Origin of the sequence: Nostoc sp. (assembly GCF_036919595.1) — a bacterium.
Taxonomy (GTDB): domain Bacteria; phylum Cyanobacteriota; class Cyanobacteriia; order Cyanobacteriales; family Nostocaceae; genus Nostoc.
Genome location: NZ_JBALCO010000117.1, coordinates 29,757 through 45,886 on the forward strand (window position 1 = coordinate 29,757; position 16,130 = coordinate 45,886).

General features: G+C 42.8%; 13 protein-coding genes. 6 read left to right on the forward strand and 7 right to left on the reverse strand.

Going from position 1 to position 16,130, the window contains the following annotated elements; genetic code table 11:
• Window positions 1-388: 388 nt before the first annotated feature.
• From recO to V7K21_RS17770, 3 genes are all read left to right on the forward strand, one after another.
• Window positions 389-1,318, forward strand: a complete 930-nt coding sequence (gene recO, locus V7K21_RS17760; RefSeq protein ID WP_335176408.1) for a DNA repair protein RecO — start codon at window positions 389-391, stop codon at window positions 1,316-1,318.
• Complete coding sequence (locus V7K21_RS17765) at window positions 1,305-2,945, forward strand: MFS transporter (RefSeq protein ID WP_335176450.1); 1,641 nt, start codon at window positions 1,305-1,307, stop codon at window positions 2,943-2,945. Before recO ends, V7K21_RS17765 begins: the two co-directional genes overlap by 14 nt.
• Before the next feature lie 354 nt (window positions 2,946-3,299).
• Entirely contained in the window at window positions 3,300-4,448 is a 1,149-nt protein-coding gene (locus V7K21_RS17770; protein ID WP_335176410.1) for a glycosyltransferase family 4 protein, read from the forward strand.
• Between the two features lie 81 nt (window positions 4,449-4,529).
• Here V7K21_RS17770 and V7K21_RS17775 read toward each other — a convergent pair whose 3' ends face one another.
• From V7K21_RS17775 to V7K21_RS17790, 4 genes are all read right to left on the reverse strand, one after another.
• Complete coding sequence (locus V7K21_RS17775; RefSeq protein WP_335176412.1) at window positions 4,530-5,345, reverse strand: peptidase; 816 nt, start codon at window positions 5,343-5,345, stop codon at window positions 4,530-4,532.
• A gap of 10 nt (window positions 5,346-5,355) precedes the next feature.
• The gene (secG, locus tag V7K21_RS17780; protein ID WP_012410686.1) at window positions 5,356-5,589 is read right to left on the reverse strand and encodes a preprotein translocase subunit SecG; all 234 of its coding nucleotides are present in this window, start codon (window positions 5,587-5,589) and stop codon (window positions 5,356-5,358) included.
• A 150-nt stretch (window positions 5,590-5,739) separates the two neighbouring features.
• Window positions 5,740-7,338, reverse strand: a complete 1,599-nt coding sequence (gpmI, locus tag V7K21_RS17785; RefSeq protein WP_335176415.1) for a 2,3-bisphosphoglycerate-independent phosphoglycerate mutase — start codon at window positions 7,336-7,338, stop codon at window positions 5,740-5,742.
• Window positions 7,339-7,633: 295 nt separating this feature from the next.
• Complete coding sequence (locus V7K21_RS17790) at window positions 7,634-9,328, reverse strand: ABC-F family ATP-binding cassette domain-containing protein (protein WP_335176417.1); 1,695 nt, start codon at window positions 9,326-9,328, stop codon at window positions 7,634-7,636.
• A 683-nt stretch (window positions 9,329-10,011) separates the two neighbouring features.
• Between V7K21_RS17790 and V7K21_RS17795 the strand changes: the two genes are divergently transcribed.
• Together V7K21_RS17795 and V7K21_RS17800 are read left to right on the forward strand one after the other, a co-directional pair.
• Window positions 10,012-11,358: a GTP-binding protein gene (locus V7K21_RS17795; RefSeq protein WP_335176419.1), complete on the forward strand. Its 1,347-nt coding sequence runs from the start codon at window positions 10,012-10,014 to the stop codon at window positions 11,356-11,358.
• Between the two features lie 414 nt (window positions 11,359-11,772).
• Window positions 11,773-12,030, forward strand: a complete 258-nt coding sequence (locus V7K21_RS17800; RefSeq protein WP_335176421.1) for a Calvin cycle protein CP12 — start codon at window positions 11,773-11,775, stop codon at window positions 12,028-12,030.
• Here the strand turns inward: V7K21_RS17800 and V7K21_RS17805 are convergent.
• The 3 genes from V7K21_RS17805 to apcB form a co-directional block, all read right to left on the reverse strand.
• The gene (locus tag V7K21_RS17805; protein WP_335176423.1) at window positions 12,027-12,845 is read right to left on the reverse strand and encodes a TlyA family RNA methyltransferase; all 819 of its coding nucleotides are present in this window, start codon (window positions 12,843-12,845) and stop codon (window positions 12,027-12,029) included. The genes V7K21_RS17800 and V7K21_RS17805 overlap by 4 nt on opposite strands.
• Window positions 12,846-13,280 (reverse strand): DUF29 family protein, encoded by a 435-nt coding sequence (locus V7K21_RS17810; protein WP_335176452.1) that lies wholly within the window; start codon window positions 13,278-13,280, stop codon window positions 12,846-12,848.
• 511 nt (window positions 13,281-13,791) lie between these two features.
• On the reverse strand, window positions 13,792-14,301 hold the full coding sequence (gene apcB, locus V7K21_RS17815; RefSeq protein WP_335176425.1) for an allophycocyanin subunit beta: 510 nt from the start codon (window positions 14,299-14,301) through the stop codon (window positions 13,792-13,794).
• 357 nt (window positions 14,302-14,658) lie between these two features.
• On the opposite strand from apcB, the gene glnA reads away from it, so the two are divergent.
• Complete coding sequence (glnA, locus tag V7K21_RS17820; protein ID WP_335176427.1) at window positions 14,659-16,083, forward strand: type I glutamate--ammonia ligase; 1,425 nt, start codon at window positions 14,659-14,661, stop codon at window positions 16,081-16,083.
• The last annotated feature ends 47 nt before the right edge of the window (window positions 16,084-16,130 follow it).

The following is a 16,130-nucleotide window of genomic DNA, read 5'->3' on the forward strand; positions in this document are numbered from 1 at the left end:
ATGACCAATTTTAGACTTTAAATTTTGGATTTTGGTGAAGCAGCGCGGTGAGCTAGCGCGCCCTTGCGGTTTCCCGACTTGTTCGCGCAGCGTCTCCCCTTGGGAGAAGCGACTGGCATTAGCGCAGCGGTAGCGAGTATTCGAGCGTCACCCGTAAGGGTCTTAGGCGTTTCCCCCATGAGTGACTGCTGTTAGCGCAGCGGTAGCGAGTATTCGAGCGTCACGCGAAGGGATTGAGGATTCAAAATTTAAACCTGGTTTGAGAGCAACTAGTTTCAACTATGGAAAAATCTAAAATCCTTGCATTCCTTTCGCAAGCCCCTACCTTGAGTATGGGGTTAATCTAAAATCCCAAATCCAAAATTGATTGGCTAATGACTAATTACTAATGAGTAGAACCTACAAAGCAACCGGAATTAATCTTAAAACCCAGGTGCTGGGAGAATCAGATAAAATAGTGACGATTTTGACACCGGAGTTGGGACTGATTCGAGCAGTGGCTCCAGGGGCACGTAAGCACAACTCAAGCCTGGGCGGCAGGAGTGGTATGTTTGTTGTCAATGAACTATTGATCGCGAAAGGGCGATCACTTGATAAAATTACCCAAGCACAGACGTTAAAAACTTATCCTGGTTTAGCTAAAGATTTGGGAAAATTGGCTGCTAGTCAGTATTTAGCAGAAATAGTCCTGTGTCAAGCTTTGAGCGAACAACCCCAAGAAGAACTTTATGAGTTGTTCAATGAACATCTCCATCGGTTGGAGGCATTGTCTAATGCAAATGCCTCTGGTGTTTTGGCTCATCTGGTTCATGGGGTGTTTCATCTTTTAGCCTTAGCAGGACTAACACCACAAGTGCAAATCTGTTGTCTATCTGGGGGCCCCCTTAAGCCAGACTTTACAGACCCTAACTGGCAGGTAGGATTTAGCATTCCTGCGGGTGGAGCGGTTTGCTTAGAAGCTTGGGAACGTTTACGAACAGAGGGAGAAAGCAAGAGGGGGATACAAAGGAATTCATCTTTTTCTCCATCACCCAATCACCCTATTATCCCATCACCTCCAAAACCTGGCTCCCAAACAGTTGTTGTGCATCGGCAAGAAATACCTGTGATTTCTAGTCGTCTGGGTGCTATGGAATTGACTTTGCTTCAACATCTGTCACAACCAGAGATAATGCAAATTGATGGTGCTAGAGATCATAACTGGTTGTCTGTTGAGCAGATTTTGCGCCAGTATGCTCAGTATCAATTAGGTCGCCCTATTCGCTCTGCTACCTTGCTCGACTCTTATTTTGCTGCCAACCATGATGCAACCGTCTGATTTAAATAAAAAAATCCTGCCTTTGTCACCAAGCCTTGTCAAAAAACAGAATGGGGCATTAGATCCTCCAGTCAAGAATCACTTGAGTGCCGTTTCCAACTGCACACCTAGTCAAATCAATAGCCAAGAAATGTCTCCAAAAGACGTTTCTAAAAACGAGCAAAGTTGGACAGAGGAGATTCCAAAAACTGATGTTCATAATCAATCAGAAACACAATCTGAGGACAAATTAACCACTGCTGAGGTAGATGCCAACGGGCAAAGTTTGCCAGCAGGCTCTCCCCCAGAAAAAGAACCACCGAAATTAGATGGCTCTGGTTCAGGTTCAGAAGCTGTTTTAGGAAATGTCAAACAGAAGGGGTTTTTGCCCGTATTTAAAAACCTTAATTTCCTGGCTCTTTGGGGTGGTCAAGTTTTCTCCCAACTAGCAGATAAAGTTTATTTGGTGCTGATGATTGCCTTGATTAATACTCAGTTTCAAGCAAGTAATCAGAGTATTAGTGGTTGGGTATCAGTCTTGATGATGGCTTTTACTATTCCAGCCGTATTGTTTGGTTCCGTTGCTGGTGTGTTTGTTGATCGCTGGTCGAAAAAGGCTGTGCTAGTGGCAACGAATATTTGGCGCGGCATCCTGGTTTTGTCAATTCCCTTCCTGCTGTGGTTAACTCATGATTGGAAACCCATAGGAGTGCTGCCAGTGGGTTTTTTAATCATCCTGGGTGTGACTTTTTTAGTTTCCACACTGACGCAGTTTTTTGCACCTGCAGAACAGGCGGCAATTCCTTTGATAGTAGAAGAACAGCATTTGCTCTCGGCAAATTCGCTTTACACGACAACGATGATGGCATCGGTGATTGTTGGGTTTGCCGTCGGGGAACCATTGTTAGCGATCGCTGATGGACTTTGGCTGCAAATTGGTGGTAATGGTAGTTTGGGCAAAGAACTTTTAGTAGGTGGTAGTTATGCGATCGCAGGAATAATTTTATTCCTCTTGGCAACTAACGAAAAACACCACGACCCCGATACAGAATTCCCTCATGTATTCTCTGACTTGCGGGATGGTTTTGCCTATCTCAAAGCAAATCATCGCGTCCGCAATGCTTTGCTTCAGCTGATTATCTTGTTTTCTGTGTTTGCAGCATTAACTGTTCTAGCTGTTCGCATGGCAGAAATAATTCCTAACATGAAAGCCTCCCAGTTCGGCTTTTTACTAGCATCTGGCGGTGTTGGCATTGCTGCTGGAGCAACAATTCTCGGTCAATTTGGTCAACGCTTCTCCTATAGGCAACTAAGTCTGTGCGGTTGTATGGGCATGGCAGCATCCCTGATTGGTCTATCAGTATTTACAACCCAATTGTGGCTAGTCCTGTTACTAGTAGCGCTATTGGGTATTTTTGGGGCGCTAGTAGGTATTCCCATGCAAACAGCGATTCAAACAGAAACACCTCCAGAAATGCGTGGTAAAGTCTTTGGCTTGCAGAACAATGTAATTAATATTGCTCTCTCCTTACCTTTGGCATTAACAGGTGTAGCAGAAACCTTTTTGGGATTACAGGTAGTTTTTTTGGGATTAGCAGCGATCGTCTTTTCAGGAGGTATATTAACCTGGTATAACTCACATAAGTAGTTATTAGCTAACAGGAGTTATTATTCATTACCTTGAAGTAATTACTAATTTCCTTAAAGCTTTTGTGTTCATGGTAAACTGTGGTCAGTGAAAATTTATCACATACTTGCGGGATATCAATCTGACATTAGTCAGAATAAGTTGTTTAAATATCATAAATTAACAACTTATAAGTAGAAGAAATAAAGCCATAAATCCACTGGTTTAATCAGCTTAAAATAGGCTGCTTAAACTATATTGTGGTGAAAATCTGTAAGAATAAAAAAAACCAGCAAGTATAGCTAGATAAAATAAAAATCACAAAGGACACACAAGTAATAGATTAAACCCGCTTTTCTTACAGCTAAATAAAGAATGCGTATAGCCTGGATTGGAAAAAAATCACCCTTTTGCGGGAATGTCACCTATAGTCGAGAAATTACAAATGCCTTACTAGATAGGGGACATCAAGTTAGCTTTCTTCACTTCGCCCAGGAAGAGTCTGAACCTGACAATTGGCCAAATCTTCGAGAGGTTTCCCTCCCTTTCATTTACAAGTCCCAGGTTTATACAATTCCCACTTTTAAAGCCACCAAAGTTTTAACGGAGTCGCTGCGGGAAATCAAGCCAGATATAGTCCATGCTTCATTGACGCTATCTCCTTTAGACTTTCTTCTACCGGAAATCTGTGAGGAACTGAGGTTGCCCCTAATTGCCACTTTTCACACACCGTTTGCTGGCAAGGGGGCAAAGCTGATATCGGGAACACAACTTTTGGCTTATCAGCTCTACGCGCCTTTTTTAGTTAATTATGATCGCGTGATTGTATTTTCCCAAATTCAGCGAGAATTATTGGCACGGATGGGCGTGAGAGAAGAAAATATTGCCGTAATTCCTAACGGTGTTGATACCGCCAAGTATTCTCCAGGACTTTCTAAAGTCAAAGCAGAATTTAAAGCCGAACGCTTGTTTGTCTATCAGGGTCGAATAGCACCAGAGAAAAATGTCGAAGCCCTCCTCCGGGCTTGGAAGCAGTCTGCAATGGGGCTTGGTAGTAAGTTGCTAATTGTTGGCGACGGCCCTTTGAAGTCTTCTTTAGAGCCGTTTTTTGGCTCAGAGTACGGCATTAGGTGGTTGGGATTTGTTGCTGATGAAGACCGACGCATCGAAATTTTGCGGGGCGCAGATGTTTTTGTTTTGCCTTCATTGGTAGAGGGTTTGTCCCTATCTCTGTTAGAAGGAATGGCATGTGGGTTGGCTTGTTTAGCAACAGACGTGGGTGCAGATGGAGAAGTATTGGAAAAGGGCGCAGGTGTAGTTATTAGTACCAAAACAGCGCGATCGCAATTAAGAACCCTCTTGCCAGTGTTGCAAGACCATCCGGAGTTAACAACCTTACTGGGGCAAAAAGCCAGACAGCGTGTATTAGACCGCTATACCCTTAGTAAGAATATTAGTCTACTCGAAGAACTTTATAAAGAAGTTTTAGCACAGCGACCTCTACCACTAAGTCGCAGAGCTTAGAGGATGTTTGAAACAGTATTGGGCGAATAGAATTCACTACTACACAAACGAAGTCCACTTTCTTATAAGTGATGATATTGATCAATTAATCTTTGAATTATCCACCAAAAACCATCCTAAACTGGTTGGCTGTTCATAAACCCGTTTTAAAGTATTTACATCTCTGGCAGAAATAGGCGACGGGTTACGAACTTGAGAAAAATATAGTGCATCGGTTTGTAGCGGACTATGGCCCCAAATTCCCAATGCATGACCAAATTCGTGGCGGGCGGCTGCAATGAGATACTCACCTGTTTGACTGGGGCTTAAAAAGATGGTGAAGCGGTGGGATAAAACTTTGTTGCTGGTGTATAACTCGTAAATAGTTTGTGCTGATCGCGCCCGGGGTATATTACTACCAGGGGAAATTTGTAGAGGTGGCGCTTTTCGCACAATTGTAATATCAGCAATTTCTGGCTGTTCGACTACTATCAAAGGCAAATAAGTACTCCATTCTTGCACACCCTGCAAGACACCGTTAACCCATGCTTGAGCTTGTTTTTCACTGATGGCTTTTGGTGGTTCTACGTAAACTTGAACGGGAAATTGTGACCAGACCAAATAACCAACTTGGGTTGTTGTGATTTGGGAAAAGTAGTCACCACTGTTAGTGCTATCTTGCCACTGTACAAGTGTGGGCGGTAAGGAATGGGGTTTTGGGGAAGATGAGGGAGGGAGAGAGATTATTAAGCCTGAATATACAGATTTTAGTATTATTGTAAACCCATCGCTCGACTGGAGATTTGTAAAAATGATTAACAGCCCTGTGCCAATAAACAAGGCAAGAGCTGTAATTAACCGCCGTGAAATTAAATTTATTAGGATGTTAAGTATCGGGTGTTGGGTTATTTTCCCCATTAACCTATCCTTATTTAGGCAGCCAACCAGCACTTAAAACTACTGTTAAGCCGAGAAAAATTACTGTCAATGCCCAAGTAATTCGGTTTAAAGTGTTTTCTGCACTCTTGGTACTGCTAAATAGCTGGGCTTGTCCGCCAATGGCTCCAATGCCATCACCTTTGGGGCTATGCAGTAAAACCAAGATAATTAAACCAGTGGCGGAAAATGCCCAAATGCCTTGCACGATATTAGTAGCTGTCATGGTAAGAATCTCATTTATAAAAAGTTTTAAAAAAGAGGAGTCAGGGTGGGAAGTTAGGAGTTACGAGTTGGGAGTTAGGAGTTAGGAAAGTCTTAATTCATCACTCTTCACTTTTAATTATTAACTCCTTACTCTTAACTCCTAACTTTTTTACAGCCCTACTTGCACAGGGGTGCGAGTGCGTTGCAGTTCATATTCTGCTGTTTTCAGCAGCGATCGCCCGGTCATTTCTGGTGGCTGAGGCAGCTGTAAAATCTCTAGAATTGTGGGAGCGATGTCGGATAGCTTGCCATCGCTTCGCAGTTCGACATTTGTACCATATCCAGGGATTTTGACTTTTTCTCCTTCCACCAAGATAAAGGGGACTGGGTTGGTGGTATGAGCTGTCCAGGGATTACCCCCATTATCTAGCATATACTCAGCGTTGCCGTGGTCGGCAGTAATAATTGTTGTACCGCCAACTTTAATAACGCTCTCTAGTAGGCGTCCCAAACAGCGATCAACTGTTTCAACTGCTGTAATGGTAGCTTCGATTTGACCAGTATGACCTACCATGTCTGGGTTGGCATAGTTAATCACAACTAGAGAATACGTACCCTTTTGAATCGCAGCGATCGCTACATTTGTAACTGCTGCTGCTGACATGGCTGGGGCATGATCGTAAGTCGCTACCATCGGACTGCTTACCAGTTCTCGGTCTTCTCCAGCAAAAGGTTCCTCCAATCCCCCATTGAAGAAATAGGTGACGTGGGCGTATTTTTCTGTTTCGGCAGTGCGGAACTGCTTCAGACTATGATTGGCTATCACTTCTCCCAGAATGTTACTAAGATTCTGAGGCTCAAAGGCTACAGCCACGGGTAAGTCTGAATCGTACTGCGTAAAGGTGACAAAGGACAACGGTGTGATTTGCTGTCTTTCAAAACCGTTAAACGTCGGACTGACCAAAGCTTGAGTCAGTTGTCGGGAGCGATCGGGGCGGAAGTTAAAAAATATCACCCCATCCCCTGGTTCTATCGCGCCTGGAGCAATTCGGATTGGGTTAACAAATTCGTCTTTTATCCCTAAGGCGTAAGATGCTTGCAAGATTTCCACAGCCTTGAGACCATTACCAACACTATCTTGAGTCATCACGTCGTAGGCGCGTTTGACCCGATCCCAGCGGTGATCGCGATCCATCGTGTAGTAGCGACCGCTGAGGGTGACTATGCGCCCAATTCCTGTGCGATCTATATAATCTTGCAGCAGTGTGATTGCTCTTACACCGTCAGTTGGGGCGGTGTCACGACCATCGGTGATGGCGTGAATACAAACTTCTGGAATTTGCTGGTCTTTGGCTAAGTCAAGTAGTCCGAATAGATGGGTGATATGCGAATGTACCCCTCCCTCAGAACAAAGCCCGACTAGATGCAGCTTGCTATTCCGAGAGCGAACTTCCTGGCAAATTTTGACGAGTGCTGGGTTTAAGGCAATAGAACCGTCTTCGACTGCATCGGAGATGCGTACCAGTTCTTGCGGTACAACTCGCCCAGCACCAATGTTCAAATGACCAACTTCCGAGTTGCCCATTTGACCTTCTGGCAACCCTACAGCTTTTCCTGAGGTGTGGATGAGGGTATGCGGGTAAGCTGCCCATAAACTGTCCACGATTGGAGTTTTAGCAGCAACAATAGCGTTTCCTCGCGTTTCCTCGCAGTAGCCCCATCCGTCTAAAATGACTAGCACCACAGGAGCAACAGGTGCTTTGGTCATAGTAAAATTGCCCTTTACTTTTTGTAATACCCGAATGATACCATTGCTAATCCACGCCGCAAGGAGAGATATGCTTATTAAATTCTTTTATTAATTACTTTATAGTTTTCTTAGATTTTTCTTAAGCTTGTTAAATCTTGTGTATTTTATGATTTTTAAATTATTGATTAGTTAAGAAGTAGCAATTGCTACTTCTTAACTAAGGAAAATCATTTTTGTTTTGCAGTAGCTTTTATAACGCTAAGTATATTAGTAGCGTTTTCTTGCTACTACTACTAAGGCATTATCCAACCTCTTATTTCCTTTTCGTGGAAGCTTTAGCAGCTTTAGCAGCTTTTTTCGCTGCTTTTTCGGCTTCTATTGCAGCTAACTTCGCTTGTTCTTTTTCTTCGGCAATTTTCTGCAGATAGTAATGATAATCTCCTAAGTAAACGCGGAATTCACCATCACGAATTTCGACGATTTTGTTCGCTACTTGAGAAATAAAGTAGCGATCGTGAGAAACTACAATTGCCGTACCATCATAATTTTTAAGCGCTTCTTCCAGCATTTCTTTAGCTGGAATATCGAGGTGGTTTGTCGGCTCATCTAAAATTAGTAAGTTCGCGGGACGTAAGAGCATTTTTGCCAACGCCAGACGAGCTTTTTCTCCTCCACTTAATGCGCCAACTGCCTTAAATACAGTATCACCAGTGAATAAAAATCGTCCCAAAAGCGTGCGGACTTCTTGATTATCCCAGTCGGGAACTTCATCATGGATAGTTTCCATGACAGTTCTTTTCAAGTCCAAGGCTTCAGCTTGATTTTGCTCAAAGTAACCAGGAAGAACGTTGTGATCGCCTAAATTTACGCTACCTTCTGTGGGTGGTTCCATACCCATAATCACGCGTAGAAGGGTAGATTTACCAGCACCGTTGGGTCCCAGAAATGCAATGCGATCGCCTCTTTCAATTAGGAGATTCGTTCCCAAAAACAAAATTTTATCATCATAGATATGAGTTAAGTCTTTAATTTCTACTACCTCGCGTCCACTACGGGGTGCAGGCGGAAAACGGAAGTGGAGAGTTCTGACTCCCGCAATGGGTGCTTCAATGCGCTCAATTTTGTCGAGTTGCTTTTCCCGGCTTTTTGCCTGGGTACTACGGGTAGCACTGGCGCGAAATCTATCAACAAAGGTTTGCTGTTTCTCTAATTCTTTCTGTTGGCGTTCGTAAGCACTCAGTTGTGCTGATTGACTTTCAGCTTTTTGTTCTAAATATGCTGAGTAGTTCCCAAGGTAGGTTGCGGAAACACCACGTTCAGTTTCCACAATTTGGGTGCAGAGGCGGTCAAGGAACTCCCGGTCATGGGAGACTATGACCATTGGAGTAATTAGCCCTTTGAGGTAATTTTCCAGCCACTCAATAGTTTCTAAATCCAGGTGGTTAGTCGGTTCATCCAGCAGCAACAAGTCGGGTTTTTGCAGAAGAATTTTACCTAAACTCATCCGCATCTGCCAACCACCACTGAAGGCACTGACGAGGCGATCGCCATCTTCTAGCCCAAACCCCATCTCTGGTAAGATTTTCCCGATGCGTGCATCTAAGTTGTAGCCATCCAAGGCTTCAAATTTGCGCTGCAAGCGATCCAACTTGTCGATCAGTCGATCCAGTTCTTCTGGGTTAGCCGTTTCCATCTCTTGTGGTACGTGTGCCAGAGACAACTGTACTTCGTTGGCTTCTTTGAAGACAGTCCAAAATTCTTCTCTAACCGTGCGGCTGGGGTCTACTTCAAACTCTTGATTGAGATAAGCTATGTGTAAGCTATTAGGACGAATAATTTCGCCGGCGGTAGGTTCAATTTCCCCAGAGATGATTTTGAGTTGGGTGGATTTTCCCGCACCGTTGACACCGACTAAGCCAATGCGATCGCCTGGTTTAACTTCCCAGTTGATATCTTTGAGAACTTCGCCTGTGGGATAAATTTTACTTATATGTTCTAATCGCAGCATTAAGTTTCTCTCAGGTAGGGAGTGGGTGGTTAAGGACGAAGTACTAACACCGCTTCCAATATTAACAAAAATTAACTATAAATTCGTCGTCAGTCAAGTCTCAAGGGCGCAAACAAAATTTCGCTTTACTCACGCATAAAACTTACCACATCCTTTTCAAGGCTGACATTGTATTACTTGTCTGACTTCTTTGAGACTCAAATCTAAAGCCAATGCTACTTATTTTATACTCAACACTGCTGCCAACCAACATTGATGGTAATGCTTTTAGTTTACCTTTAACCTCACCTTGTTCAAAAGCTTCCTGATCAAATCTGGTACTTGACTCACTATTTATACAATCAATTTGCTACGCAGCTTATGCAAACTCTTCTGAACAATTGGTTCTTTTAGAGTTGAATAATTTGAAATCTAAAGTTTAAAAAAATTTGGAAAAGGAAAAAAAGAACAAAAACAAGATAGTGAGTGATCCAAATAACAGCACTCCTCTGGGAGATCGAGGAGAGGTCTGTAAACTAAATAAGGTGTTCCCTTTTGTAAGTAGAACACTTGTGGAGGGGTTTATGCTAAGGATAGTACCTTGATTCCCTGATCAGTTTAAGCATTTTTTGAGCATCTGATGGAATTAGATCAAAATGGATATGTAGCCTGTTGTTTGTCCAACCTTGAATCAATCTAACTTCGTGCGTAATCTGCAAGAAACTCACTTAAATCGTGCCCGCGCTAGTCTCAGACAAGCGCTGTCTTGGTATGGATATCTTCGCAAGTCAGGACAGCTTTCATCTAACCCAGAATTGGCAGGTTTAGTGAAACCGGAATTGGAAGCTTTGAACTCCACACTCAACAAGCTGGACTCTAGCATTATTAGAATTGCGGCTTTTGGTTTGGTGAGTCGTGGTAAGTCAGCAGTTTTAAATGCCTTGTTGGGAGACAAGATTCTGCAAACTGGGCCCCTGAACGGTGTCACTCAATGGCCGCGTTCCGTGCGTTGGCAGCCAGGGGGTAAGGTACTAGTAGAGTTAATTGATACCCCTGGATTAGATGAAATTGAGGGTGAGTCACGGGCAGACATGGCACGAGTTGTGGTACATCAGGCAGATTTGATTTTGTTTGTCGTGTCTGGTGATATCACGCGCATTGAGTATCAGGCACTGCTAGAATTGCGTCAAGCACAAAAACCCTTGATTTTGATATTTAACAAGATAGACCTTTACCCAGATACAGACCAGGGAGCGATTTACCAAAATTTACAACAACTCGGTGCAGGACATCTTCAAGCAAAGCCTCTACTACCTGATGAAATTGTGATGGTGGCGGCAGAACCAGCACCAATGGAAGTACGGGTTGAGTGGGCTGATGGACGTGTCAGTTATGAATGGGAGACACCACCACCGCAAGTAGACGAACTAAAAGAGACTATTCTGAATATTCTTAATCGAGAAGGGCGATCGCTTCTCGCTTTAAATGCACTGATCCAAGCACGGGATGCAGAAGCCGCGATCGCTCAAAAAACCATCGACTTACGCCAACAAGAAGCCGAAAATATCGTCTGGCAATTTACCAAATACAAAGCTTTGGCAGTAATGCTCAATCCCATCGCCTTCTTAGATATCCTTGGCGGAACTGTTGCCGATTTAGCTTTAATTCGCGCTCTAGCTAGATTGTATGGTTTACCAATGACTAGCTATGAAGCTGGGAAAATTTTAAAAACAATTTTATTTAGTTCCGGTGGCTTACTGCTGGGAGAATTAGGTAGTAGTTTTCTTCTGGGTTTGGGTAAAAGTACGGCTGCAATCACCAGTGGTGACAATCCCAGCAATATTACTGCCTTTGCTGGCAGTGCGATCGCTCAAGCTGGTATCGCCGGTTATGGAGCATACTCTGTTGGCAAAGCTGCCCAAGTGTATCTCGAAAAAGGCTGCACTTGGGGACAGTTGGGCGCTAGCAGCGTCATTCAAGAAATTCTCTCTCAAGTTGACCAGAACACAATTCTGTATCGTCTGCGACAAGAATTAGGCATAAAGTATTGAGAATAAATAAAAATTGTTTCCCATTTGTTGCTGTTTATAAGTGTTTATCAACTTCTATCAAGCTCTTATGACAATTGACTGACATTCCCAATTTTGGATGCAAGATTGAAAACATGACCATCTCTATTAGTGACCACAACTAGTGGAATTTCCTTACCTTTTTGAATCAAAGATGACAATAGGGTAATTCCCACTCAATTTTGCGAAAAAGATGACGGTGTTTACTACCGCCTCTTGTAGTCAGCCTATCTAAACTGGAAATGTGAGCCAGCCCGGTCTTGTTGCTCCAACAAAGAGGGACTGGCATTAGCGTAGCGTTAGCGACGCTCCTGCGTCGCCCGGAGCGTGAGCTTTCTGAGGTCATTGAAAGCTTGCGGTTAATATCTATCTCTGTAAACTAAAGGTGAAAGGATCATGACAACTAGCCTAAACTCATTTGATGCCAGGAAGGCAAATATTGAAGAAGCTATTACTGAAGCTATTACTGAAGCCCGCACAACTTGTGAGCAAGATGGCAGTAATTCTGCTGGTTGTGCCGTAGCCTGGGACATTGTGGAAGAATTGCAAGCTGAGAAAGCTGATCAACACCAAGCAAAACAAAAGAAAACCTCTCTAGAAAATTATTGCGATACCCATCCTGATTCTGTAGAGTGTCTAATATACGACGTTTAACTCTTCCGTAAATCAGCTGTTGCTGATTGCGTTATTTGCTTAATTGCCTCTAAATTAGGCGATGGTATTTCACTTTCCATTCCCAACCACAAAAGATATTCGATATTCCCAGCAGGGCCAGTGATCGGCGACCAAGTTAAGCCTTTGTATTTCCATCCTAATGGGTGGGCTGTTTGCAACACCTGGAAAATGGCATCAGCTTGGTCGTTTGGATCACGCACAACGCCTTTTTTACCTACACGGGATCTGCCGACTTCAAACTGTGGCTTGACTAACAATACAGCTTCTCGGTTAGCTTGAGTTAGTTGCCACAAAGCAGGTAAAATCTTAGTTAAAGAAATAAACGATACATCGACCACAGCCAAATCAGGAATCGGGTCATCCTCCCCATATAAGTCATTTGGTCGTAGTTGTCGTAAATTAGTGCGTTCCCGCAAAATTACCCGCGAATCATTTCGCAACCGCCAGTCAACTTGTCCGTAACCAACATCAATTCCGTAAACTTTTTTTGCTCCAGCTTGCAAGAGACAATCAGTAAAACCACCAGTAGAAATCCCACCATCTAGACAAATGCGCTCTGCTATGGGAATGGTAAATACTGATAAAGCTTTGGAGAGTTTTTCACCGCCTCTAGAAACAAAAGGCGATCGCTCCTTAATATTTATTTGAGCAGAAATATCAACTTCTGTACCAGATTTATCAACTACCTGCTGATTAACAGTAACTTCACCCGCCTGAATTAACCGCTGTGCTAAGGCGCGAGAAGAACATAAATTTAACTCTACTAATAGTGTGTCGAGTCGCTGTTTAGCCAATTAATTAGACTCTCCTGGTAAAATTAAAGTCAAAGCACGATTGATAATTTCTTCTCGGTTAATCAGCTTTTCTAGTTCTTCTGGCTCATAACGACCTTCTTCTACTTCAAGCGTTGCCTCATCAATGGCATTTAAATAGGCTTCTGCTAAGATTTCTAATAATTCTTCTGCCGTGAAATAATAGCCCCCTGCTTTACGCCGCTTATTTTCCCGTTGAATTTCTCGAACCGAATTCCGAATTGAGACTTCCCAAGAGCGAGTCGTGCGATTTTCAGCTTGTTGTTTAATCAGATGCAACAGCAAAATCACCGCATAGCTACGAATTGTCTTGATTATGTCATTTCGGCTCATTTCTGTTAATTCTTCGACTATAAGCAATGCTCTTTGAACATCGCCTTCAACAAGCAAGTCTTTCAGGGTTAATAATTCTTCCATAATCAGCGCCTCAAACATCGGCAACTTCTATTGTGGCGGATCTGGAGCGATCGCAGTTGGTTGCATTGAAGTCTACCCCACATTTACTTATACCAATTTTGTGTAAGGATTTTTTTGATATTTTAAATAGGATAGCTGATTCTTGATTTGAGCTTTTTATAGTATAAAGAGATGAATGAATATAAGATAAATAACTGGTAAAAATATAAAATGTTCCTTTGAGGAGTCGAAGAAAAGCCGCACCATACAGAAATTCTAGATCATTAATACTCATAAAATTATTGGCAAAAATTATTTATATCAATAATAAACATCAGAAGAGCTAGTATAAAATTTTTCCAGTACTTATTCTTGTTGTACTACTAATTAATTTGTCATACAACAAATAGTTTTTTGCATTAAAAAAAGTAAACGCACCTTGCCAATAAAGCCAAAGTGCGATACATATTAAGTCCACTTAGGCGAACTTTATTTGTATAGTTTTGCGATTTCTAATCACTAGGGCTAGATGCTAAATATCCTCTTCGCTCAACTCGCGTGTGATGTGATCAAATGGTTCATCCACAAAAGCACTATTAACCACACCTGCGGCTGTCACCTGTTCTTTAATCAGATCCTTGAGAATCTGGATACCACGAACTGTAGGGCCAATAGGCACTCCTAGAGAATTGTAAGTTTCCCGCAGCCCTTGCAGCACACGCTCATCCAACACATTTGTATTTCCAGCAACCAGCGCATAGGTGGCATAGCGCAGATAGTAGTCCATATCCCGTAGACAAGCTGCATAACGACGAGTTGTATAAGCATTTCCACCGGGGCGAATCAATTCTGGCAGTTCTTCAAATAACTGTAAACCAGCCTGCTTGACAAGTGCAGCCGCATTGGTATTGATTGCTGCTGCAGCTTGTACTCTTGCTGTACCACTGTCAAAGTAAGACTTCAGACTATCGATCGCATTCCGGTCAAAATACCGACCAGCTAGGTCATAATTCTTAATTAAACTTGTTACCGCATCGCGCATTCCTTCTTCTCCCAATCCTTGCTATTTATGGTTTGATATTTATTTGGCTGTACTTATGCACCATTAAATTTTTGTGCTATTAAAAATAGATTCGGCACAAAAACAATTTATCCACTATTTAAGGATTCTATGCCAAAGTTGACCCCTATGTGATGAACTTTCCAGTTTTGTACAGATGATCACCGAAAGGTTAATATAACCTGTAATCCAGATATCTGTAGCACAAGCTACAAAATCTGCTAATGTCTAGTATTTAAGATATTTCTGGTGTGTCACGGCTTGATTGAGATCAGCAGGGTTAGGATGCTTTAGAAGATTCTGGTATTACTTTAGGAAATTGGTAGAGAAGGAGTAACAATGACAACACCGCAAGAAGTCTTGAAGAAAATTCAAGATGATAAAATTCAACTGATTGATCTCAAATTCATCGATACAGTAGGGACTTGGCAGCACCTCACACTGTACCAAAACCAAATTGATGAGACTGCATTCACTGATGGTGTACCTTTTGACGGTTCCAGCATCCGGGGTTGGAAAGCGATCAACGAATCGGACATGACGATGGTACTCGACCCCAACACTGCTTGGTTCGACCCATTCATGAAAGAGCCAACGCTAAGTATAATTTGTAGTATTAAAGAACCCCGCACGGGTGAATGGTACAACCGTTGCCCACGCGTTATTGCTCAAAAAGCAATAGATTACCTGGTTTCTACTGGTCTTGGTGACACAGCTTTCTTTGGTCCTGAAGCTGAGTTCTTTATTTTTGACAGTGCTAGGTTTGCCCAAACCGCCAACGAAGGCTACTATTTCATAGACTCCCAAGAAGGTGCTTGGAATTCCGGTAAAGCCGGTACTGATGAAAAACCCAACTTGGGTTACAAACCACGTTTCAAAGAAGGTTACTTCCCAGTTTCACCAACGGATTCTTTCCAAGATATCCGCACAGAAATGCTGTTGACGATGGCACAATTAGGTGTACCCATTGAAAAGCATCACCACGAAGTTGCCACTGGTGGTCAGTGCGAACTTGGTTTCAAGTTTGGGAAATTGATCGAAGCGGCTGACTGGTTGATGATTTATAAATATGTCATCAAGAATGTTGCTAAGAAATACGGTAAAACCGTCACCTTCATGCCAAAACCGATTTTTGGCGATAACGGTTCGGGAATGCACTGTCACCAATCCATCTGGAGAGACGGCCAACCTCTGTTTGCAGGTGATAAATATGCTGGTTTGAGCGATATGGGGTTGTACTACATTGGTGGTCTTCTCAAGCACGCACCAGCGCTGTTGGCAATTACCAATCCCAGTACCAACTCCTACAAGCGCCTAGTACCTGGTTATGAAGCTCCTGTAAACTTGGCTTACTCCCAAGGGAACCGTTCTGCTTCTATCCGTATTCCTCTATCTGGAACTAACCCCAAAGCCAAGCGTTTAGAATTCCGTTGTCCAGATGCTACTTCTAACCCATACTTGGCATTTGCTGCGATGCTTTGTGCTGGTCTTGATGGCATTAAGAACAAAATCCATCCTGGTGAACCCTTAGATAAGAATATCTATGAACTTTCTCCAGAAGAACTGGCAAAGGTTCCTTCAACTCCAGGTTCTTTAGAACTAGCGTTGCAAGCATTGGAAAAAGATCACGCCTTCTTGACAGAATCAGGCGTCTTCACGGAAGATTTTATCGAAAATTGGATTGATTACAAGCTAGGTAACGAAGTCAAGCAGTTGCAGCTGCGTCCTCATCCTTACGAATTTTACCTCTACTACGATGCTTAATTAAGAGTTGTATCTAACTAAGAATAACAAGTTTTGCCACCCTAGAG

Bases quoted from the DNA above. Each gene is read 5' to 3' on its own strand.
- gpmI (WP_335176415.1), bottom strand. From the start codon at position 7,338: ATGACCAAAGCACCTGTTGCTCCTGTGGTGCTAGTCATTTTAGACGGA.
- V7K21_RS17765 (WP_335176450.1), top strand. From the start codon at position 1,305: ATGCAACCGTCTGATTTAAATAAAAAAATCCTGCCTTTGTCACCAAGC.
- recO (WP_335176408.1), top strand. From the start codon at position 389: ATGAGTAGAACCTACAAAGCAACCGGAATTAATCTTAAAACCCAGGTG.
- apcB (WP_335176425.1), bottom strand. From the start codon at position 14,301: ATGCGCGATGCGGTAACAAGTTTAATTAAGAATTATGACCTAGCTGGT.
- V7K21_RS17800 (WP_335176421.1), top strand. From the start codon at position 11,773: ATGACAACTAGCCTAAACTCATTTGATGCCAGGAAGGCAAATATTGAA.
- V7K21_RS17790 (WP_335176417.1), bottom strand. From the start codon at position 9,328: ATGCTGCGATTAGAACATATAAGTAAAATTTATCCCACAGGCGAAGTT.
- V7K21_RS17770 (WP_335176410.1), top strand. From the start codon at position 3,300: ATGCGTATAGCCTGGATTGGAAAAAAATCACCCTTTTGCGGGAATGTC.
- secG (WP_012410686.1), bottom strand. From the start codon at position 5,589: ATGACAGCTACTAATATCGTGCAAGGCATTTGGGCATTTTCCGCCACT.
- V7K21_RS17775 (WP_335176412.1), bottom strand. From the start codon at position 5,345: ATGGGGAAAATAACCCAACACCCGATACTTAACATCCTAATAAATTTA.
- V7K21_RS17810 (WP_335176452.1), bottom strand. From the start codon at position 13,280: ATGGAAGAATTATTAACCCTGAAAGACTTGCTTGTTGAAGGCGATGTT.
- glnA (WP_335176427.1), top strand. From the start codon at position 14,659: ATGACAACACCGCAAGAAGTCTTGAAGAAAATTCAAGATGATAAAATT.